Source organism: Streptomyces sp. Je 1-369 (assembly GCF_026810505.1).
GTDB lineage: Bacteria > Actinomycetota > Actinomycetes > Streptomycetales > Streptomycetaceae > Streptomyces.
The window spans coordinates 8361238-8382108 of sequence record NZ_CP101750.1 but is presented as its reverse complement, the minus strand read 5'-3'; the positions used below and the strand labels follow the sequence as shown (position 1 = coordinate 8382108).

Below are 20871 nucleotides of genomic sequence, written 5' to 3'. Positions count from 1 at the left end.
CTCACCGGCGCACCTCACCGGCGCACCTCACGCCACCCAGCGCGGCCGCCCCGCACCGGACACCGCGCCCAGACCGGCCGCCGAGGCGACCGCCATGCGACGCACCGCCTCGCGCAGCGCGTCGGGCGGAGCGGTGTACGGGATGCGGAGCCGCTGCTCGAAAACGCCCGGGTCGGTGGCGAAGCAGGAGCCGCTCTCGATCCGTACGCCCTTGTCGCGGGCCCGCTCGGCCAGCGCCGACGCGACGGGTTCGCCCAGGTCGACCCAGAGCGAGAGGCCGCCGGGCGGAAGACTCCAGCTCCACGCCGGAAAGTGCTCCTCCAGGGCGGCGCAGAGCGCGGCCCGCTGCACGCGCAGCCGCTCCAGGCGGGCCGGAAGCAGTGCGTCGGTCCTGCCCAGGAGGTCGAGCGCCACCAGCTGGTCGAGGACCGAGCCGCCCATGTCGGTGGCGACGCGCTGTCCCGCGAGTTCGGTGACGAGCCTTGCGGGGGCGCGCAGCCAGCCGATGCGCAGCCCGGCCCAGTGCGTCTTGCTCATGGAGCCGACGGTGATGAGCTTCGCCGCGCCGCCGGGTGCCGCGTGGGAGGCGAGCGGCGGCGGCGCGGGCACGTCGAGGGCGAGTTCGGCGAGGGTCTCGTCGACGACGAGCCAGCTGCCGGACCGCTGCGCGGCACGCAGCACCCGGATCCGCTCCTCCTCGGGCATGAGGCAGCCGGTCGGGTTGTGGAAGTCCGGTATCAGATAGGCGAGTTGCGGGACGGTTTCGCGGAACACGGCCTCGACGACGCCGACGTCCCAGCCCGCCTCCGTCACGGGCACGGACCGCGGCCGCAGACGTGCGCGCCGCATGGCCTCCAGCGCATTGGGATAGGACGGGTTCTCGGTGAGGACGCGGTCGCCGGGCCCGCACAGGAGCCCCAGCACGAGGGTGAGTGCGTGCTGGGCGCCGGAGGTCACCAGGATCTGTTCCGGCACGGTGGCCAGGCCTCGCCGGGTGAAGCGCCCGGCGATGGCGGCCCGGAGCTCCGGCAGGCCGTACGGGTGGTAGCCGGGGGTGTGCGCGTGCTCCGCGAGGCGCGGTGCGATCCGGGCGACGGTGTCGGTGAGCTCCTGGCCCGGCAGGCCCGGTGCGGCTCTGGCCAGGTCGATGACGGTGTCCTCGGTCGCGGTGTCCTCGGTCGCGGTGTTCTGGGCCGTGCTGTTCCGGGCCGTTGTGTTCTCGGCCGCGAGGAGTCGCCGCACGCCGCTGGGCGCGGCTTTCTCGGGCAGCGCCGTCCAGGTGCCCGCGCCTTGGCGGCTGTGTGCGTAGCCGTGCGAGCGCAGCAGGTCGTACATGGCGGTGACGGTCGTTCGGCTGGTTCCGAGGGCGACGGCCAGGTCGCGTTCGGCGGGGAGCCTGACGTGCAGGGCGATGCGGCCGTCCAGGATCAGTCCGCTGAGGGCGTGGGCGAGATGCCGGTAGGCGGGACGCGTGCCGGACGGGTCGGGCAGCATCGCCGCGAGCCGACGGCCGCCCAGCGTTCGATCGGCGTCAACCAAACCATTCTCCCGTGATTGGCCGTGTTTTCCAGGCCAATCACTCTACAGAGTTGCCGAAATGGCCATCTCTTACGTCCCCCTGCACGAACGCCCCTCCCGGCGGCTGCCCCAACTGCTCCTCGGTCTCGCCCTCTACGGGTTCAGCCTGTCGGTCCTGGTCCGGGCCTCTCTGGGCGTGAATCCGTGGAGTGTCCTGTACGAGGGCCTGGAGCGCCGCACGCCCCTCAGTTTCGGCATGATCAGTGCTGTCCTCGGGGTGCTCGTCCTGCTGCTGTGGATACCGCTCAAGCAGCGGCCGACGTTCGGCACCGTCGCCAACATCGTGGTCCTGGCCGTCTCTTCGGACCTCGGCCTGCTCGTCATTCCCGACTCCCTCGACCTGCCCGTCCGGGTGGGCCTGCTGGTCGCGGGGGTCGTCCTCAACGGCCTGGCCGTGGCCGTCTACGTAGGCGCGCGCTTCGGCCCGGGACCGCGCGACGGCCTGATGACGGGCACGGCCGCGCTGACGGGTCTGTCGCTGCGCCTCGTCCGCACCCTCATCGAGCTCGCCGTGCTCAACGTCGGCTGGCTGCTCGGCGGGACCGTGGGCGTCGGCACGGTGCTCTACGCCGTCGCGGTCGGCACCGTCACCCAGTTCTTCCTGCCGCGCTTCGCCTACCGCAGCCCTCGCGACGAGCCGCAGGCCTCAGTGCGCACAGGTTGACGGCAGCGCCCGCCCCAGGGCGGCGGACCGCACCAGCTCGCCGTTGACACGGTTGATCTCCTTGCGCACCCCGGCGAGGTCGGGCCGTTCAGTCGGCGCCTGCGACGGGTCGGCGTCCCAGCGCCGGAACAGTCCTCGCTGGACGAGCGTCCGCGCACGGTCCGGCCGGTCGCGCACGGTCCCGCCGGTCGCGTCAGTCCTGCGCGAGGAACCCCGCGACCCGCCGCACGAACCACTCCGGGTCGTCCAGCCACGGGAAGTGCCCGGCTCGGGGTTGCACTTGGCGCACGCCGTGCGGGAAGAGCCCGGCGAGTTCCTCCGCGTGTGCGGGGTTCGGGCCCCCGTCCCACTCCCCCGCGAGTACGAGGACCGGCGCGGCCAGTTCCGTCAGGCCGTCGCGGGTGGCGGCCGGGTCGAACGCGCCGTCGCCGTAGAACGCGGCTGCCGCCTCCGCGTTCTTCTCCGACGCGCTCGCCGCGCGGTGCGCCCGCGCCGCCGCGTCCCAGCGTCCGTAGGCCAGGGGCGCGAGGGCGTCCGCCACTTCGGCGAAGCCGCGTCCGGCGGCGAGCTCGTCCAGCGCGGCCACGGCGGCCGGGTACCAGGGCTCGTCCGCGCGCAGCGCCGCCGCCTCGCGGTGGTCCCGGTCGGTGACGGTGAGGCCGAGGGCGTGCGTCGCCGGGGCGACCAGGACGAGGGCGCGGACCCGCTTCGGGTGGCGGGCCGCGTACAGCGTCGCGATGTTGCCGGACGCGGAGTGCCCGAGCAGGTCGACCTGGTCGAGCCCCAGGTGCTCGCGGAGCGCCTCGACGTCGTCGACGAGCCGGTCGCAGCGGTACGTCGCCGGGTCGTCCGGCGCCGCGGAGTCGCCCGTGCCGCGCAGGTCGAGCAGGATCAGGCGGCGGTGCGCGGTGAGCCCGCCGAGGTCGCCGAGGTAGGTGGAGGCACGCATGGGGCCGCCCGGCACACACAGCAGCGGTTCGCCGTCCCCCTTTTCGTGGTAGGCGAGCTCCGTCCCGTCGTACGCGCTGAATGTCGGCATGGGGGTGATCATCACATCCCGTGTGCCACCCGGGCAACGCTGTGCCGGCGTGGCCCATGACGGTGGCCCATGCCGCCGTCCGTGCCGCTGCCCGTACCGTCTCGCCGCAGCTCAAAGCCGCTGTGCGAGATCCCTTGACGCCCACCGCCCGGCCTGGATTACTGAGCTGCACAGAAGATCGACGACCGAATGATCGGTCGCCCGTTCAGGACGGGAGCATTCCCTATGACGCGTATGCCGCTACTGCTGGACGCGGCCGAACGCCTCGGCCCGCGCGAGCTCGCAGCCCTGCAGCTGGAGCGCCTCCAGGACACCTTGTTGCATGCGTACGAGAACGTCCCGTTCTACCGGGCGGCGTTCGACAAGGCGGGGCTGCGCCCCGACGACTGCCGCTCGCTCGACGACCTCTCGCGGTTCCCCTTCACCACCAAGGACGACCTGCGGGCCAACTACCCGTTCGGGATGTTCGCCGTGGAGCAGTCCGAGGTGCGCCGCCTGCACGCGTCGAGCGGTACGACGGGGCTGCCGACGGTGGTCGGGTACACGGAGCAGGATCTGTCCATGTGGGCGGACGTCGTGGCGCGTTCGATACGGGCCGCGGGCGGCCGACCCGGCGAGAAGGTCCACGTGGCGTACGGGTACGGCCTGTTCACGGGCGGCCTTGGCGCGCACTACGGAGCGGAGCGGCTGGGGTGCACGGTGATCCCCGCGTCGGGCGGCATGACGGCGCGGCAGGTCCGGCTGATCCAGGACTTCCGCCCCGAGATCATCATGGTGACGCCCTCGTACATGCTCACGCTCCTGGAGGAGTTCGAGCGGCAGGGCGTCGATCCCCGTACGACGTCACTCCGGGTCGGCATCTTCGGTGCGGAGCCGTGGACGGAGGAGATGCGGCGCGAGATCGAGGAGCGCTTCGCCATCGACGCCGTGGACATATACGGACTCTCGGAGGTGATCGGTCCCGGCGTCGCGCAGGAGTGCGTGGAGACCAAGGACGGGCTGCATATCTGGGAGGACCACTTCTACCCGGAGGTCGTCGATCCGATCACGGGTGAGGTGCTGCCGGACGGTGAGCGCGGCGAGCTGGTGTTCACGTCGCTGACGAAGGAGGCCATGCCGGTCATCCGTTACCGGACGCGGGACTTGACGCGCCTGCTGCCCGGTACGGCGCGCATCTTCCGGCGCATGGAGAAGGTGACGGGCCGCAGCGACGACATGGTGATCCTGCGGGGCGTGAACCTCTTCCCCACCCAGATCGAGGAGATCGTGCTGCGCACGGCGGGCATCGCGCCGCACTTCCAGCTACGGCTGACACGTGAGGGCCGCATGGACGCCCTGACGGTACGGGCCGAGGCGCGCGCGGACACGCCGACGGAGCGGCGCGAGGCCGCGGCCCGCGAGATCGCGGCGGCGGTGAAGGACGGCGTCGGCGTCTCGGTCGGCGTGGAGATCGTCGATCCGGAGACGCTGGAACGGTCGGTGGGCAAGTTCAAGCGGATCGTGGATCTGCGGGGCTGACGCTGCCCAGGAAGCGGCCAGTCATGGCACGCCGTCCGCGGGAGGGCTGGGGTCGACCGCCGAGACGGCCAGGTCGGACAGCGACTCGGTTCGCGACGCCGCGTGTGCCGGGCGAGCGGCGTGCGCGTCGCCCGCCTTGGTGATCGCGGCATCGAGCTGCTTGCGCACCTCGTCGGGCAGAGCGGTTCCCTGGACGGTGCCGACCACGTCCCCGGCCAGCACGTGCAGCTTGGTGTTGGTGTTCTGCGATGCCGTGACCAGTACGTCCCAGGCGGCTTCGGGGCTCAGGTTGAAGGTGGACATCAGGATGCCCCGTGCCAGGTCGATGGTGGGCCGGGTCTTCATGGCGCGGCGCAGTTGGGCCACGACGACGTGCAGATCCTGCTCGGACCCCTCGGGCCGACTCGCCTCGTGCACGACGGGACAGGGCGTCTCCTCGGGCTCGGGCTTCGGCTCGGGGGGCACGAACAGGCTTCGGGTCCCGGTCAGTTCGAGGAGTCGGTCCACGACGGGGCTGCTGTGGCTGATGACTACGGTCTTGCCCTGCTGCACCGCGTGCTGACGCAGGCTGAGCAGGAGGTTCAGGCCGGAGCAGTCACAGAAGTCCACCTCGCGCAGGTCCAGATCCACACCGGCGGCCGTGTCGGTGAGCGCGCGGTACAGATCGATCCGGAGCCGTTGACCGGTGTCGAGGTCGAGTTCCCCCCGCACCACCAGATCCCTCCTGCCACCTATGGCGTTGCCGTCCCGCGGCGACGAGGCGGTGGGAATGCGGCTGCCCTGACTGTGCTCGCCACTCCCACCCTCGAAGGGCTGCCGAGTGAACGCGGGCTCTGGCATGGCCTCTCCTCACCTCGCTGCCTTCCGCTGCTCCCAGGCTGCCCGTCCCGGGGCACGCACGTCAACTGATACATGAAATCGAGTACGTGTTTTTGAAAGCGTGAATCAGAGGCACTAGAGTTGTCGCATGGATGGAGTGCCGGAGCCACATACTGGATGGACATTTCTCACGAACCACGCGCGCGTGCTGGCGGCCATTGCCGACAACCACAACGCCCGCATCCGTGACATCGCCGCACACTGTCGGCTCACGGACCGGGCTGTCCAGAAGATCATTGCCGACCTCGAAGAGGACGGCTACCTCTCCCACACCCGGGAGGGGCGCACGAATACCTACCAGATCGACCCCGCGAAGGTCCTGCGCCACCCGGCCGAATCCGGCCTCTCCGTCGCCTCATTGTTGTCCCTGCTCGCCCGGGACGAGGCCGACCGCGCCGCTTCCGGCCAAGACGGCGGACGACACCCCGCGGCGACGTGATCCCGACCCGACCGACCGTTGCCAGGTCTCGGCCCAGCCCCCGCCGGGCCCTCGGCTCAGTCGGCGGCGAACAGGTCCCGCAGCTCTCGCTTGAGGATCTTCCCACTGGCGTTGCGCGGCAGCTCGTCCACGAAGACCACCCTCTTGGGGGCCTTGAAGTGGGCGAGCCTCTCGCGTGCGTGAGCGATGAGCTCGTCCTCCGTGACGCCCTTCTCACCTCGCACGACGACGGCCGTCACCGCCTCGATCCAGCGCTCGTCCGGCAGCCCGATCACTGCCGCCTCCGCGACCCCCGCGTGCTCGTACAGCGCGTCCTCGACCTGCCGCGAGGCGACCAGGACTCCCCCCGAATTGATGACGTCCTTCACGCGGTCGACGACGGTGAAGTACCCCTCGGCGTCCCGCACCGCGAGGTCCCCCGAGCGGAACCAGCCGTCGCGGAACGCCTCGGCGGTCTCCTCCGGCTTGTCCCAGTAGCCCTCGCACAACTGCGGTGAGCGGTAGACGACTTCCCCCTGGGTGCCGTCCGGCACCTCACGGCCGTCCTCGCCGACGACACGCGCCTCGACGAACAGCACGGGCCGCCCGCACGAAGCCATCCGCCCCTCGTGCTCGTCGGGCCCGAGGACGGTGGCGAGCGGGCCGATCTCGCTCTGCCCGAAGCAGTTGTAGAAGGCGAGCTCCGGCAGCCTGGCCCGCAGCCGCTCCAGGACCGGCACGGGCATGATCGACGCACCGTAGTAGGCCTTGCGCAGCGCCCGGAGGTCACGCGTCGCGAAGCCGGGGTGCCGCGAGAGGCCGATCCACACGGTGGGCGGCGCGAAGAGGCTGTCGGCCCGGCCGGCCTCGACGAGGTCGAAGATCCGCTCGGCGTCGGGCCCGTCGAGGATGGTGTTCTCGGCCCCGACGGCCAGGTAGGGCATGAGGAAGACGTGCATCTGCGCCGAGTGGTAGAGCGGCAGCGAGTGGACGGGCCTGTCGGTCTCCTTGAGGTCCAGGGCGGTGATCGCGCTGACGTACTCGTGGACGAGCGCCCGGTGCGAGAGCATCGCACCCTTGGGGAGTGCCGTCGTCCCCGAGGTGTAGAGCAGCTGCGCCAGGTCGTCGCCCCGGGGACCGTCTTCTTCGTACGCCGAGTACGACGCGGACGCCGATGAGCCCGCCAGCCACGTCAGCAGCGAGTCCTCCGCGTCCCGCAGGGCCATCACCGGTACGCCGGACGGCAGGCGTCCCGCGAGGTCCGGGTCGGCGAGGACGAGGGAGCAGCCGGACTGCCGGACGATGTACGCGAGGTCGTCGCCGGTCAGGTTCTGATTGACCGGCACGTGGACCAGACCGGCCCGCGCGCACGCGAGGAAGCCGATCAGGTAGGCGTCGGAGTTGTGGGCGTAGGCGCCGACACGGTCCCCGCGGGACAGACCACTGTCGCGCAGCGCGCCGGCCGCGCGCGACACGGCGCCGTCGAGTTCCTCGTACGTCCACGCACGCTCGCCGTAGCGCAGCGCCGTGCGCCGTGGCGTGCGGCGCGCGCTGCGCGTGAGGACTCCGTCGACCGTGTTGTCGCGTACACCCGTCATGGCGTGATCCTCGGCCCCCGCACCGGTGGGGTCAAGAGATCCGTTCCACGGCGGATCAAAGTGACCGACCGCTTGGTACGCTCAACAGCCCCTTCCCGAACTCCAGTTGGGAGGCATGATGCGCATCCGCACAAGACGCACGACGGCCGTGGGAATCACCCTGCTGACGGCATTGGCCCTGCTCCCGTCGTCCGGCGCGGGCGCCGCGCCGAAGGACGCACGCCCCTCGGGCGGCAGCCTGAACGCCACCATCCGCTACACCGAGTACGGCATCCCGCACATCCTCGCCAAGGACTACGCGAACCTCGGCTTCGGCACCGGCTGGGCGCAGGCCGCCGACCAGGTGTGCACGCTCGCCGACGGCTATGTGACCGTACGCGGCGAGCGCTCGCGGCACTTCGGCCCCGCCGCCTCGCCCGGTGCCGCGCTGTCGTCGGCGTCCACGAACCTCGGCAGTGACCTGTACTTCCGCGGTGTGCGGGAGGCCGGGACCGTGGAGAAGCTCCTCGCGCAGCCCGCGCCCGCCGGGCCGAGCCGCCGCACGAAGGAGCTGATGCGGGGCTTCGCCGCGGGCTACAACGCCTGGCTGAAGCAGAACCGCATCACCGATCCGGCCTGCGCCAAGGCCGACTGGGTACGCCCGATCACCGCGCTCGACGTGGCGCGGCAGGGCTTCGCCGTGCAGGTGCTCGGCGGACAGGGCCGCGGGATCGACGGCATCACGGCCGCCGCACCGCCATCCGCCGCGCGACCGGGTGCGCCCACCCGGCAGCCCGTTCCCGACCCGCGGCGCACCGCGGAGGCAGCCCGTGAGCTGTTCTCCTCGCAGGACGCCGACATGGGTTCCAACGCCGTCGCGTTCGGCGGAGAGACCACCGCGAACGGGCGGGGCCTGCTGCTCGGCAACCCGCACTACCCCTGGCAGGGTGGCCGCCGCTTCTGGCAGTCGCAGCAGACCATACCCGGCGAACTGAACGTGTCCGGCGGCTCGTTGCTCGGCACGAGCGTGGTCAACATAGGGTTCAACGGTGATGTGGCGTGGAGCCACACGGTCGCGTCCGGCGTCACCCTCAACCTGCATCAGCTCACCCTGGACCCGTCCGACCCGACCGCCTATCTGGTGGACGGCAAGCGCAGGCAGATGACGAAGCGCACGGTCACGGTGCCGGTCAAGGACGGCGCCCCGGTGACGCGCACCCAGTACTGGACCCGGTACGGCCCGGTCGTCACGGGCCTCGGCGCCCAGCTGCCGCTGCCCTGGTCCTCGACCACGGCGTACGCGCTCAACGACCCCAACGCGGTCAACCTGCGCGGCAGCGACACCGACCTGGGCTTCGGGAAGGCACGCTCGACCGCGGGCATCCTCAAGTCCCTGCGCGAGACACAGGGGTTGCCCTGGGTGAACACCGTCGCCGCCGACCGGCACGGTCACTCGCTGCTCAGCCAGTCGCAGGTGCTCCCCCGCATCACCGACGACCTCGCCGAGCGATGCAGCACGCCGCTCGGGAAGGTCACCTACCCGGCCTCGGGTGTTGCCGTCCTCGACGGATCACGCGGCGCGTGCGACCTGGGTTCGGACAAGGACGCGGTGCAGCCCGGCATCTTCGGCCCGTCGCGGATGCCGACCCTGAAGGACGCCCCGTACGCGGAGAACTCCAACGACAGCGCCTGGCTGACCAACGCCGACCACCCGATCACCGGCTACGAGCGGATCTTCGGCACCGTCGGCACGCAGCGCTCGATGCGCACCCGCGGCGCCGTCGAGGACGTGGCGGCGATGGCGGACAAGGGGGACCTCACCGTTCGGGACCTCCAGCGCCAGCAGTTCGCGAACCGCGTCCCGGCCGCCGGCCTCGCGGCGGACGACACGGCGAAGGCCTGCGCGACACTCCCCGGTGGCACGGCAACGGGCAGCGACGGAACGGCTGTTGACGTACGCAAGGCCTGCGGGGTCCTGGCCCGCTGGGACCACCGTATGGACACCGAAAGCCGCGGCGCCCTGCTCTTCGACCGCTTCTGGCGCAAGCTGACGGCGACCGTGCCCAACGCGCAGCTGTGGAAGGTGCCGTTCTCGGCGGCCGACCCGGTGCGCACTCCGAACACCCTCGACACCTCGCTGCCCGGCTTCCGTACCGCACTCGCCGACGCGGTGACCGAGCTGACGGCGGCGGGCACCGCCCTGGACGCACCGCTCGGCGCCAACCAGTACGTCGTGCGGGGCGGCAAGCGCATCCCGGTCTCCGGCGGCACCGAGTCCCTCGGCGTCTGGAACAAGATCGAGGCGAACTGGGACAAGAAGGCGGGTTACACGGAGGTCGCCCACGGGTCGAGCCACATCCAGGCGGTCGGCTGGAACTCCGGCAACTGCCCCGATGCCCGCACGCTCCTGTCGTACTCCCAGTCGTCCAACCCCAACTCGCCGCACTACAGCGACCAGACGACCCTGTACGGGAAGGAGCGCTGGGTGACGTCGCGCTTCTGCGAGAAGGACATCCTCCGCGATCCGGAGCTGAAGGTGGTGCGGGTGCGCGAGCGCCGCTGAGCCCCTGCCCGTATGGAGATCAGGAGACCGGAAGACCAGGGGGCGCGGCCTACACGGCGCGCTCCCTTCCCTCCCAGTACGGCTCGCGCAACCGTCGCTTGTACAGCTTGCCGTTGGGGTCGCGGGGCATCTTCTCGATGAAGTCGACGCTCTTGGGGCGCTTGTAGCCCGCGAGATGCTGCTCGCAGTGGGCGAGGATCTCGGCGGCGAGGGCGTCGTCGCCGGTCCGGTCCTCGGTGACCTCGACGACGGCCTTCACCTCCTCGCCCCAGTCGTCGTGGGGGATGCCGAAGGCGGCGGCGTCCGCGACGGCGGGGTGGGTGAGCAGCGCGGATTCGATCTCGGCGGGATAGATGTTGACGCCGCCCGAGATGATCATGTCGATCTTCCGGTCGCGCAGGAAGAGATAGCCGTCCTCGTCGAGGAGGCCGAGGTCGCCGACGGTGAAGAAGTCGCCGATGCGGTTCTTCCTCGTCTTCGACTCGTCCTTGTGGTACGAGAATCCGCCGGTGGACATCTTCATGTAGACGGTGCCGAGCTCGCCGGGGCCGAGGCGGTCGCCGTCGTCGTCGAAGACCGCCAACTCGCTGATGGGCCAGGCCTTTCCGACCGTCCCCGGTTTCTTCAGCCAGTCCTGGGCGGTGGCGAAGGCCCCGCCTCCCTCACTCGCCGCGTAGTACTCCTCGACGCACTCGCCCCACCAGTCGATCATCGCCCGTTTCACGTGGTCGGGGCAGGGCGCGGCGCCGTGGATGGCGTGCCGCATCGACGTCACGTCGTACGCGGCGCGTGTCGCCTCCGGGAGCGCGAGCAGGCGGTGGAACTGGGTCGGCACCATGTGCGTGTGCGTGCACTTGTGTACGTCGATGAGGCGGAGCATCTCCTCGGGCGTCCACTTGTCCATCAGGACCAGCGGGTGGCCGATGTGCAGGGCGGCGCCCGCGAACTGGAGGACGGCCGTGTGGTAGAGCGGTGAGCAGACCAGGTGGACGTTGCCTTCGAAGGGCTTGATCCCGAAGATGCCGAGGAAACCGCCGAGGTAGGACTCCTCGGGGAGCTTGCCGGAGAGGGGGCGGCGGATGCCGCGCGGGCGGCCGGTCGTGCCCGAGGTGTAGTTCATGACCCAGCCGAGCGTGCGGTCGGGCGGGGCGGAGTCGGGCTGCCCGTCGAGGAGTTGGCCGTACGGGCGGAAGCCGGGCACGTCGCCGACGGCGTAGCGGTGGGTCGCGGGCAGGCCCGCCTCGTCGGCCGCCGCCTTCGCGGCGTCCGCGAACTTCTCGTGGGCGATGAGCACCTTGGCGCCGGAGTCGGAGACGATCCAGGCGATCTCGGGGCCGACCAGGTGGTGGTTGACGGGGACGAGGTAGAAGCCCGCCTGGGACGCGGCCAGGTACGCGGTGAAGAACTCCACACCGTTGGGCAGCACGACGGCGAACGCGTCCCCGCGCTCGAGGCCCGCGGCCCGCAGCCCATGCACCAGCTGGTTGACGGCGCCGTGCAACCGGCCCGCCGTCCACTCCTCGCCACCCGGCGCCACGAGGACGGTACGGCCGGGATCGGCCGACGCCTGGGCCCAGAAACCATTCGGGGGTGTGCTCACGACTGGCTCTCCCTTCCCGCGATACGGATGACACGGTCGACGGCCCGCTCGAAGCCGCGCGTCAGATCGTCGAAGACGGCCTGCACGCTGCGTTCACTGTTCATCCGGCCGACGATCTGCCCGACCGGGGTGCCGAGCAGCTCCCGCACCTCGTGCTTCTGGATCCGCGAGACGGCCTCGGCGACCAGCAGCCCCTGCAACGGCATCGGCAGCGTGCCCGGGCCCTGCGGGTCGTCCCAGGCGTCGGTCCACTCCGTACGCAACTGGCGTGCGGGCTTGCCGGTGAGGGCGCGCGAGCGGACCGTGTCACCGGAACCGGCCGCCAGGAGCTTCCGGGTCAGCGCGGGCGAGTGCAGGTCGGCCTCCGTGGTGGTGAGCCAGAGCGATCCGAGCCACACGCCCTGCGCGCCGAGCGCGAGCGCGGCCGCGATCTGCTGCCCGCTGCCGATGCCCCCCGCGGCGAGCACCGGGAGCGGCGCGACCGCGTCGACGGCCTCCGGGGTGAGCACCATGGAGGCGATCTCACCGGTGTGGCCGCCCGCCTCGTACCCCTGGGCGACCACGATGTCGATGCCGGCGTCCGCGTGCTTGCGGGCGTGCCGGGCGCTGCCCGCGAGGGCCGCGACGAGGACGTCGTGGTCGTGGGCGCGTTGGATGACGTCGGCAGGAGGGGAGCCGAGCGCGTTGGCGAGGAGTTTGATCGGGTAGTCGAAGGCGACGTCCAGCTGGTCACGGGCGACCTGCTCCATCCAGCCGGTGATGCGCCAGCCCGACGCCTCGCCCTCGGCGAGCTCGGGCACGCCGTGCTTGGCGAGGGTGTCCCGCACGAACTGCCGGTGCCCCTCCGGGATCATCGCCTCGACATCGGCCTCCGTGACGCCCTCGACCTTCTTGGCGGGCATGACGACGTCGAGTCCGTAGGGCTTTCCGTCGACGTGCTCCGCCAACCAGTCGAGGTCCCTGGCCAGTTCGTCGGGTGCCGTGTAGCGGACCGCGCCGAGCACTCCGAACCCGCCCGCCCTGCTGATGGCGGCGGCCACCGCGGGGAACGGCGTGAATCCGAAGATGGCGTGCTCGACTCCCAGTCTCCTGCTCAACTCCGTCTGCATGGGCGCAGGATGCCGCAGCGGCCCGGCCGAGGGAAGAGATTTTCTGATGCAGTGTCAGGTGCGCCGGAGTTTCCCGGGCCCCGACAATCCTCTGGCCTCCTGTGCCGCCACAGCCGATCATGGACGGATGGCTGCCTTCTACCACGTGTGCTTCGCCGTCCCCGACCTCGAACGGGCCATGCGCGACTTCCAGCGCTCCGCCGGTGTCGAATGGAGCGAGCCCGTCTCCGACCGGCTCGGGGCCTGGGACTACCGGATCGTCTTCACGTCGGGCGGAGCCCCATTCATCGAACTCATCGAGGGCGCTCCCGGCAGCCCGTGGCATACGGAGGACGGGGCCAGGTTCGATCACATCGGCTTCTGGTCGAGCGACATCCGGGAGGGCTCCCGGCGCCTGGAACGAGAGGGCTTCCCCGTGGACTTCTCGGGCTGCCCCCACGGGCGCCCGTTCGCCTACCACCGGCTGGACAGCATCGGAGCACGCGTCGAACTCGTCGACGTCGGCCGCCAGGAAGCCTTCCTCCAGGCGTGGCATCCGGGCGGCGCACCGATGCCGGCCATCGAGGAGCCGCCCGGGTGAGCCGGCCTCTCGACACGCGGCCGGGACCGGCTCTTCCTACGATGGCCGCATGTCCCTCGATCTGTTCTCCGGCATCCCGGTCAGCGACTACGCGTCGGCCATGACGTGGTACGAACGCCTGCTGGGCAGCCCTCCCACGTTCTCCCCGAACGATGCCGAAGCCGTCTGGGAACTCGCGGAACACCGCTACCTGTACGTCGAGCACCTCCCCGACCATGCGGGCCACGCCCGGCTCACCGTCTTCGTCGGTGACTTCGACGAGCGCGTCGCGCGGATCACGGGCCGGGGCCTCGCCCCGGCCCGGCGGGAGACGTACGCGAACGGCGTCCGCAAGGCGACGTACCGCGATCCCGACGGGAACGAGATCGGTCTCGGCGGCGCGCCGTAGGCGTTCGCGGGCCGACGCTGACAGGCTCACTCCCGGGCGAGGACCACGACCGCGTTGTGCCCGCCGAAGCCGAACGAGTTGCTGACGGCGACGTCCGCGGTCAGGGGCCGGGCACGGCCGGCGACCACGTCGATGTCGAGGGCCGCGTCCGGGTCGGTCAGCCCGGCCGTGGGCGGGACGACGTCTTCGCGCAGGGCGAGCACCGTCAGGGCGGCCTCGACCGCGCCGGCCGCGCCGAGGGTGTGGCCCAGGCTGCCCTTGGCGGAGGTGACGGGCGGCCGGTGCGGGAGGACCCGGGCCAGGAGCGTCGCCTCCATCGCGTCGCCGCGCGGTGTCGACGTGCCGTGCGCGTTGACGTGACCGACGTCGCCGGGGGCGACGCCCGCCTCGGCGAGCGCGGCGCGCAGGGCCCGCTCGGCGTGGCGCCCTTCGGGGTGCGGGGCCACGAGGTGGTGGGCGTCGCTGCTCGCCCCGTAGCCGATGAACCGGGCGAGCCGGGGCGCCGAGCGGGCGGCCGCGTGCTCGGGGCGCTCCAGGACCAGGGCGCCCGCACCCTCGGCGATGACGAAGCCGTCACGGGCCCGGTCGAACGGGCGCGAGCACTGATCGGAGAGCGCGCGGAGCTGGGAGAAGCCGGTCACGACGAGAGGGGTCACGGCCGCGTCGGCGCCGACGACCACGGCGATGTCGCACCGGCCCGAGGCGAGCAGGTCGCGGGCGGTACCGAGGGCGGTGGCCCCCGAGGCGCACGCGGTCGCGACGTTCAGGGTCGGCCCGGTCACGCCGAGGTGCAGGGAGATGGCACCGCACACCATGTTGGGCAGGTAGCCGGTCAGGAAGTACGGCGACACGCACTCCGGGCCGTCCGACGCGAGGCGCGACGCGGCCGTCCGCTGGGCCTGCATCCCGCCGACGGAGCAGCCCGTGACGACGGCCACGCGCGTCGGGTCCCACTCCGCGGGGTCGAGCTTGGCGGCGTCCAGGGCCTGGGTGGCGGCTGCCAGGCCCATCCGGGCCACGGGGTCGAGGTGCGCGGTGCCGGGCTGCCGGGGGCGCAGCCCGTCCATGCCGTCGACGCGGCAGCTCAGGGAGACCGGCAGGTCCCGCAGTTCGGGGTCGCGCCGGGCGGTCGCCCGCCCGGACCGGACCGCGGCCCAGGTGCTCTCCGTGTCGCGCCCTGCCGCGGTCACGAGGCCGAGACCCGTCACCGCGGCGGTGGCGTCCCGCGTCATCCGGCGCGGCGCTCGTCGAGGCTGCTCTCGTCGAGGCGGCGCTCGTCGAGGCGGCGCTCGTCGAGGCGGGCGGCGAATTCGGCGAGCGTGAGCTCCCGCAGTTCGTCCTCGGTGGCGTCGACACGCAGTTCGTCCTTGAGCGTGATGGCCATCTCGACGACCATCAGCGAGTCGACGAGCAGATCGGTCATCCGCACGTCGGGGCGCACGGCGTCCGGGTCGACGTCGAACCTGTCGATGAGCAGGCCGGTGATCAGATCCGCGGTCGCGGGTGACGCAGAGGTACTCATGAGGGGCCTTTCCTGAACGGCGCCCGGAATTCGGGCGCTAGGAAGAGAGACCACCTCAATGGCACCTTTAGTCTTGCGGTGACCCATTTTCAGCTGAAAGTGGGATCTTGTGACCGAAGCGAGTGCGGGACCGCGGACCGAGGCCCCGACCGGCCTGCTGGACGACGTCGGAATCGATCTGCTGGACGGCCTGCTGGGGTGGCTCGCCGACGACTACCTCCGCGCCGAGGTGTCGGGCCTGGAGCACATCCCGCGCTCGGGACCCGCTCTCGTCGTCGCCAACCACTCGGGCGCCTGGGGCCTCGACGCCTTCGTCCTGCACAAGCTCCTCCACCGGGAGCTGCGCAGACCGGTGCACGTCTACGCCTCCCCCGTGGTCTTCCGGCTGCCGGCCGTGGCCGCGTACGCCCGCCGGTACTCCGCCTTCACCGACGATCCGACGCTGGGCCGGGACCGGTTGGCGGCGGGGCACCTGGTCGCGCTGTTCCCGGAAGGGCTCGACGGGGTCGGCAAGCGCTTCTCGCAGCGCTACCGGCTGCGCCCCTTCAGCCCCGGCTTCGCGGTGACCGCGGTGCGGGCCGGCGTACCGGTGGTGCCCGTGTCGATCGTGGGTGCCGAGGAGACGTTGCCGAAGTTCGGTGAGATCCGGACGCTGGCCCGTCGGTTCGGCCTGCCGTGCTTCCCGGTGACCACGCCGCTGCCGCTGCCCTTCAAGTGGCGGATCAGCATCGGCGAACCGATCCCGGCCCCGGCCCGCGCCGCGTCGTTCGCCGCCCGTGCCGCGGCTGCTCAGCAGCTGTGCGACGAGGTGTGGTTCACGGTCCAGGGGATGGTGGACCGGGACCGGCGCCGCAGGGGGGCGCCGTTCCGGTAGTCGTCAGTTCGCCAGCCACTCGGCGGCCCTGCGGGCGTCGGCGGCCGCCCGAGTGCAGCGCTCGGCGTGGGCGAGGAGCGTCATCCGGCACTGTTCGCCGAACGCGTCGTGGTTCCAGCCGGACTGCTGTGCGCAGTCGGTGAGCCTCCTGGCGTGCTCCTCCAGGCTGCAGGCGCCCGCCTCGGCGGACGCGGCGTAGTGGGCGGGACTCTGTCCGCCCGCGGGTGCCACGTATCCGTCGGCCACAGGGCGGGCGGCCGGGTCGGCTGCCTCGTGTGCGTCGTCCGCGAGGGCGAGGCGGAGGGACGCGGCGGGCAGCTCGGCCGGCAGCGCGTCGGGGGTGAGGTGCGGGGAGAGGACGACCGGTTCGGCGTGCCGGGTGAGGGCGCGGACGAGTTCGGCGACGGTGAGGACGGCGAGTTCGGCGGCGGCGCACGGTCCCGGTGCCGCGCACAGGGAGGCCGACGGGTCGTGGCTGCCGTGCCCCTGCGCCTCGTCCAGGTCGCGCAGCCAGGCCGTCGCGCAGAGGATCTCGGTGCCCGCGTCGACCTCCAGATCGTGCCAGGTGAAGGGGGCGCGGACCTCGTGCAGGCTGGCGGCCAGCGGAGGATAGCGACGCAGGGCCTCGCCGACGGCCCGCTCCGTGCGGTCGGTGGCGGGCATCAGCGGCTGCACCGTGAGCAGCGCGAGGGCCTGCGGCGCGGTGTCGGCGAGGGCCCGGGTGAGGGTCTCGAGGACGTGCTCGACGACGGCGTCCCTGCTGTCGTCCGCGGCGTCCTCGGTGACGTCGTCGCGGACCGCCCCCATGAGTCCGCCCGGGTGCACGGCATGGACGTACGCGTCGAGACGCCGCCGGAGCGCGGCCGCGCGGGCCGCGTACTCGGTGCTGTCCTCCGCCTGGGCCACGGCTTCGAGGATGGCGCTGATCAGGCTGTCGTCGGCGGCGGCGGCCCCGAGGACGATCCGCCGCGCGAGGCGCGCCGTGAGCGCGCACCAGTCGTCGCGGGCGACGCTGCCGTCCGTGCGGCGCGCCGCGTAGATCTCGGCGGCCTCCTGGCCGACGGCCTCCCGCACCTGGGCCCGCACCGCGCCCAGAGCGACGGGCAGCGCCGCGTGCGGTGTGACCCGCAGGCGGCGCCCCTCCGCGGTGAGGGCGGTGACGGTACCCCGGGCGCCGGTCTCCTCGGCGCGGTCGATCAGGCCCGTGGCGTCGTCGACGTTCAGCGGCATCAGGAAGGTGCCGAACGCGGTGCGCAGCCGGGTGGGCCGCCCGTTCGCGGTGCGCCGCAGCTGGGCGAGGACCTGCCGGGTCAGATGTTGCCGGGTGAACGGTTTGAGTCCGAGGGCGCGGGCCGGGGCGTCGATCCAGGACACGCGCTGGGCCGCCAGCGCGGCGCTGATCAGGGCGCTCTCCAGAGGCCAGGCCTTCGGCGGGCGGCGGGAAGCGGTCGTGGTGTCACTGGCGTTCATCGCCGGTCTCCCTCTGGGGTCTGCTGGACCGCGGCGTCACTTGTCGCGCACCAGGTAGGGCTGGTTGCCGACGATCTCGCCGTCGTAGCGGGTGATGAGCTCGTTGACGCGGTCGCGGTGCGGGACCTCGCCTCTGCGCAGGGTGTCGGCGTACGCCTGCGGGGCGTGGGAGAGCGGATAGTCGTACGTCTCGTCCAGCCAGGCGCACTCGACCCAGCTGGCCGGGGTGTCGTTCGCGGAGGCCGGTCCGCGCCCGTCGAGGCCGGGGATCACGTCGTGCTCGTTGACGAGGCTGACCACCTGCGTGGTGGGGTCGACGGGGCGCTTGGTGTCGATGGGCGAGCCGACGGTGACCACATGGGTGAGCCGGTACGTGGACACGAAGTCGAGGTCGCAGGCCAGGTTCATGGCGGTGATGCCGCCGAGGCTGTGCCCGACGATCATCAGTTCCGCGCCCTCGGGTACGCCCGCGCGGAGCAGTACCTGCCGGGCGGAGCGGCTGTACGTGGTGTCGGTGCGCAGCAGCGCGTCGAACGCTCCGACGAGGTCCTGCGGGGTGCTGTTGCTCAGCCGTCCGAAGCTGGTGCCGGGCAGCAGCAGGACGTATCGCGTGGCGCCGTCCGTGCAGTCGATCCTCCGCAGCAGGGCGAGCCCGTGGTTGCCGAGGGCGGAGATGTCGTCGATGTAGCGGACGATGTCGTTGCCCGACCGGGCCAGGACGCGGGCCAGCATCGCGTCGGCGTCGCAGCGTTCGGCCCGGCCGGGGCCCGGGTTGAGGTGCCTGATGAGGACGGAGGGCAGGCCGAGCAGCGGGTCGGTGGTGGGGACTCCGCCGGTCAGGGTGACCCAGGCGAAGCTGTCGTTGGTCGGGTTCTCGTCGAGCAGCCCGGCCAGTGCGAGCAGCTCCATGACGACGGGGCTGATGGTGGTCAGGGTGCGGGTGACGCCGAGCAGCTCCACCAACTCCCGTGCGGCGCGCAGTGCTTCGATCCTGCGCCCGGCGACGATGGCGTTGGTGAGCCGCTTGGCGAGCGGCGCCGCGAGGCTCGGGTGTTCTCGGGCGGCGGCCTCGATGCGCATCGCGAAGGCGTCCACGGCCATGGCGACGCAGGCGGGCCGCCGCCGCGCCACGGCTCCCAGGGACCGGACGGTCTCGCCGACCAGGCCGCCGTTGGCGGCGAGGCCGAGCCCCGCGGGGTTCGACATCGCGCGGGCCGCGGACAGTGCGGTGCCGAGGGCCCACGCGGGGCGGCGCAGCGCCTGCAGACCGACCCGCCAGCTGGCGCCCGCCACGGTGAGTTCGGCGCCGGTCCTGCGAGCGGCGAGCGCGGCGTCCGCGAGCAGGATCGAGGCCGAGATCAGAAGCTCGGGATCGGTCTGCTCCAGTTGTTCGTGCGGCAGGGGGTGTTGCTTCCGTGTGGAGTGTTGCTTCCGTGCGGGGTGCTCCTGCCGTACGGGTCCTTCTCCCCGTACGGGCATCGCCTCGTCGACCTCGACCGCGTCGGCTGCCCGGGCTGTCATCCCCGCCACCTCTTCCCTCGGCGTCACTCCCAGCAGTAGACCTGCCCGCGTGCCGGTCGGCAGGGCCGCTGCCGCCGCTCAGGTGAATCACCGAGCGTGCGCGCGTGCCGGGGTCGACGGCCGGGACGTCCCGTACCAGCATCCCGGTGTGATCATCGGGACAATGGCCGCGGGATCGGCGCGGGCGCGGTGGCTGCTCGTCGGCCTCCTCCTGACCGGGGGCTGCTGGTCGGCCGCCGGGCCCTCCGCCGCAGACGGCCCCACGGCCAACGGGCTCGCCCTGGAGGTCACGGTCAACACCCGCCCCGGCCTCGGCGCCCTCAACCCCGGCATCCGGACCGGTGCCGCGGTCGTGAAGTCGTACCGCCTCATCAACCGCGGTGGCGCCGACCTGCACGACGTACGGGTGCACGACCCCGCCATGCCCGGCGCCGCGATCCGGTGCGTCGGCGGTCTCGACCGCGTGCCGATGCTGGCGGGACTGCGCTCGGCGTACTGCACGGCGACCACGCCCGCGCGCCCCGGGTCCTGGGTCGGCGACGTACGGGCGGTCGGTCAGCAGCCCTACCTGCGCGCGATGGTGCAGGCGACCGCGCGCTCCGGGTACGCCGGAGTCGGCGCGGCCCTCGGCCTGACGGAGACGGCGCGCGTCACCGGACCCGACCGGGCGGAGGTCCGCTATGTCGTGGCCAACCACGGCAACAAGCCGGTCCACGGCGTACGGGTCACGGACGCGGCGCTGCCCGCGGAGCGGATCGGCTGTGCGGGGTCCGCGCAGCCGGTCGTCGCCCATCTCGCCCCCGGCGCGCGGGCGACGTGTGTCGTCGTGGTGCGGCGCGCTCCCGGTACGTACGAGAGCCGGGGGCAGGCCGACGGCAGCGACCTGCTCCGCACGCTCGACACCCGCGGCGGCGCGGTGGCGCCGCCGCGGCTGACGGCGCGTTCCTCGGCACGGTTCACGCTCCGCGTGCCACCGCCGGTCGCTCGCGTGCCGCGGCCTCCCCGGCCCGCGGCGGTCGCACCGCGGCGCCCGCCCGCTCCGCCGCCCCCGCCCCCGGCGCGGCCGCGCATCGCGCCACCGCTGCCCGGGCCTCCCCTCATCGCGCTCTTCCCCCTGCCACCGCCGCCCCCGGGCATCGCGGCACCGGTGATCGGCCCCGTCGGCCCCGCCCCGCCGCCGGGGGCGGGGGCGGGGCTGGCTCCGGGGGTGTTCCCGCCGGGAGCGCTCCCGCCGGGCGCCTTACCACCAGGGGCCCTGCCGCCGGGTGCGGTGCCGCCGGGTGCCGTACCACCAGGGGCCCTGCCGCCGGGGATCCTGCCGCCGGGCGTGGCACGCAATCAGGTGCAGCCGCCGAAGAAGAACAAGTCACGTACCGAACGACGCGACGAACGACGAACCGAACGACGAACCGAGCCACGGCGCTCCCTGGCCGGGCGCCTCATCCGCAGGGACCGCACGCCCACCGGACTCGGCATGCTGGCCGCGCTGTTCCTCATCCTGCTCCCCGCAGCCATCGCGGCCGCCGTGTTCGGCTCCCGCAGACTCTGACCGCGCCGCAACGAATCGGGAC

The 20871-nt window shown here is 72.4% G+C and carries 19 protein-coding genes; 8 read left to right on the top strand and 11 right to left on the bottom strand.

What is annotated here, in order from left to right; all coding sequences use genetic code 11:
* Window positions 1-27: 27 nt before the first annotated feature.
* A complete protein-coding gene (locus NOO62_RS37085; RefSeq protein WP_268775952.1) occupies window positions 28-1494 on the bottom strand; it encodes a PLP-dependent aminotransferase family protein in 1467 nt (488 codons plus the stop codon).
* A 103-nt stretch (window positions 1495-1597) separates the two neighbouring features.
* On the opposite strand from NOO62_RS37085, the gene NOO62_RS37080 reads away from it, so the two are divergent.
* Window positions 1598-2242, top strand: a complete 645-nt coding sequence (locus tag NOO62_RS37080) for a YczE/YyaS/YitT family protein (protein ID WP_268775175.1) — start codon at window positions 1598-1600, stop codon at window positions 2240-2242.
* Here NOO62_RS37080 and NOO62_RS37075 read toward each other — a convergent pair.
* Entirely contained in the window at window positions 2225-2419 is a 195-nt protein-coding gene (locus tag NOO62_RS37075) for a hypothetical protein (RefSeq protein WP_414930950.1), read from the bottom strand. The two genes, NOO62_RS37080 and NOO62_RS37075, sit on opposite strands and share 18 nt — an antisense overlap.
* Before the next feature lie 16 nt (window positions 2420-2435).
* Window positions 2436-3281 (bottom strand): alpha/beta fold hydrolase, encoded by an 846-nt coding sequence (locus NOO62_RS37070; protein ID WP_268775174.1) that lies wholly within the window; start codon window positions 3279-3281, stop codon window positions 2436-2438.
* 234 nt (window positions 3282-3515) lie between these two features.
* Between NOO62_RS37070 and paaK the strand changes: the two genes are divergently transcribed.
* Window positions 3516-4799 (top strand): phenylacetate--CoA ligase PaaK, encoded by a 1284-nt coding sequence (gene paaK / locus NOO62_RS37065; RefSeq protein ID WP_268775951.1) that lies wholly within the window; start codon window positions 3516-3518, stop codon window positions 4797-4799.
* Between the two features lie 21 nt (window positions 4800-4820).
* Here the strand turns inward: paaK and NOO62_RS37060 are convergent, their stop codons facing one another.
* Window positions 4821-5639: an ANTAR domain-containing protein gene (locus NOO62_RS37060; protein WP_268775173.1), complete on the bottom strand. Its 819-nt coding sequence runs from the start codon at window positions 5637-5639 to the stop codon at window positions 4821-4823.
* A 127-nt stretch (window positions 5640-5766) separates the two neighbouring features.
* Between NOO62_RS37060 and NOO62_RS37055 the strand changes: the two genes are divergently transcribed.
* A complete protein-coding gene (locus NOO62_RS37055; protein WP_268775172.1) occupies window positions 5767-6117 on the top strand; it encodes a helix-turn-helix transcriptional regulator in 351 nt (116 codons plus the stop codon).
* Between the two features lie 56 nt (window positions 6118-6173).
* Here NOO62_RS37055 and NOO62_RS37050 read toward each other — a convergent pair whose 3' ends face one another.
* Window positions 6174-7694, bottom strand: a complete 1521-nt coding sequence (locus tag NOO62_RS37050; protein WP_268775171.1) for an acyl-CoA synthetase — start codon at window positions 7692-7694, stop codon at window positions 6174-6176.
* A gap of 118 nt (window positions 7695-7812) precedes the next feature.
* Here NOO62_RS37050 and NOO62_RS37045 point away from each other — a divergent pair, with 118 nt between their 5' ends.
* Window positions 7813-10236, top strand: a complete 2424-nt coding sequence (locus tag NOO62_RS37045; protein WP_268775170.1) for a penicillin acylase family protein — start codon at window positions 7813-7815, stop codon at window positions 10234-10236.
* A 49-nt stretch (window positions 10237-10285) separates the two neighbouring features.
* Here NOO62_RS37045 and NOO62_RS37040 read toward each other — a convergent pair whose 3' ends face one another.
* Together NOO62_RS37040 and NOO62_RS37035 are read right to left on the bottom strand one after the other, a co-directional pair.
* Entirely contained in the window at window positions 10286-11836 is a 1551-nt protein-coding gene (locus tag NOO62_RS37040; protein WP_268775169.1) for an acyl-CoA synthetase, read from the bottom strand.
* Window positions 11833-12945 carry a nitronate monooxygenase gene (locus tag NOO62_RS37035; protein WP_268775168.1) on the bottom strand — a complete coding sequence of 371 codons (1113 nt, stop codon included), beginning with the start codon at window positions 12943-12945 and terminating at the stop codon, window positions 11833-11835. The genes NOO62_RS37040 and NOO62_RS37035 overlap by 4 nt, the downstream gene beginning before the upstream one ends.
* A gap of 127 nt (window positions 12946-13072) precedes the next feature.
* On the opposite strand from NOO62_RS37035, the gene NOO62_RS37030 reads away from it, so the two are divergent.
* Together NOO62_RS37030 and NOO62_RS37025 are read left to right on the top strand one after the other, a co-directional pair.
* Window positions 13073-13525 carry a VOC family protein gene (locus NOO62_RS37030; RefSeq protein ID WP_268775167.1) on the top strand — a complete coding sequence of 151 codons (453 nt, stop codon included), beginning with the start codon at window positions 13073-13075 and terminating at the stop codon, window positions 13523-13525.
* Between the two features lie 49 nt (window positions 13526-13574).
* Complete coding sequence (locus NOO62_RS37025) at window positions 13575-13913, top strand: VOC family protein (protein WP_268775166.1); 339 nt, start codon at window positions 13575-13577, stop codon at window positions 13911-13913.
* A 26-nt stretch (window positions 13914-13939) separates the two neighbouring features.
* Here the strand turns inward: NOO62_RS37025 and NOO62_RS37020 are convergent, their stop codons facing one another.
* Both NOO62_RS37020 and NOO62_RS37015 read right to left on the bottom strand, forming a co-directional pair.
* On the bottom strand, window positions 13940-15145 hold the full coding sequence (locus NOO62_RS37020) for a beta-ketoacyl-[acyl-carrier-protein] synthase family protein (RefSeq protein WP_268775165.1): 1206 nt from the start codon (window positions 15143-15145) through the stop codon (window positions 13940-13942).
* Window positions 15142-15435: an acyl carrier protein gene (locus NOO62_RS37015; RefSeq protein ID WP_268775164.1), complete on the bottom strand. Its 294-nt coding sequence runs from the start codon at window positions 15433-15435 to the stop codon at window positions 15142-15144. The genes NOO62_RS37020 and NOO62_RS37015 overlap by 4 nt, the downstream gene beginning before the upstream one ends.
* A 109-nt stretch (window positions 15436-15544) precedes the next feature.
* Here NOO62_RS37015 and NOO62_RS37010 point away from each other — a divergent pair, with 109 nt between their 5' ends.
* Window positions 15545-16309, top strand: a complete 765-nt coding sequence (locus NOO62_RS37010) for a 1-acyl-sn-glycerol-3-phosphate acyltransferase (RefSeq protein ID WP_268775163.1) — start codon at window positions 15545-15547, stop codon at window positions 16307-16309.
* Between the two features lie 3 nt (window positions 16310-16312).
* On the opposite strand, the gene NOO62_RS37005 is transcribed toward NOO62_RS37010, so the two are convergent.
* Together NOO62_RS37005 and NOO62_RS37000 are read right to left on the bottom strand one after the other, a co-directional pair.
* Window positions 16313-17779: a hypothetical protein gene (locus tag NOO62_RS37005; protein ID WP_268775162.1), complete on the bottom strand. Its 1467-nt coding sequence runs from the start codon at window positions 17777-17779 to the stop codon at window positions 16313-16315.
* Window positions 17780-17815: 36 nt separating this feature from the next.
* Entirely contained in the window at window positions 17816-19300 is a 1485-nt protein-coding gene (locus NOO62_RS37000) for a lipase family protein (protein WP_268775161.1), read from the bottom strand.
* A gap of 148 nt (window positions 19301-19448) precedes the next feature.
* On the opposite strand from NOO62_RS37000, the gene NOO62_RS36995 reads away from it, so the two are divergent.
* Window positions 19449-20849 carry a hypothetical protein gene (locus NOO62_RS36995; RefSeq protein WP_268775160.1) on the top strand — a complete coding sequence of 467 codons (1401 nt, stop codon included), beginning with the start codon at window positions 19449-19451 and terminating at the stop codon, window positions 20847-20849.
* The last annotated feature ends 22 nt before the right edge of the window (window positions 20850-20871 follow it).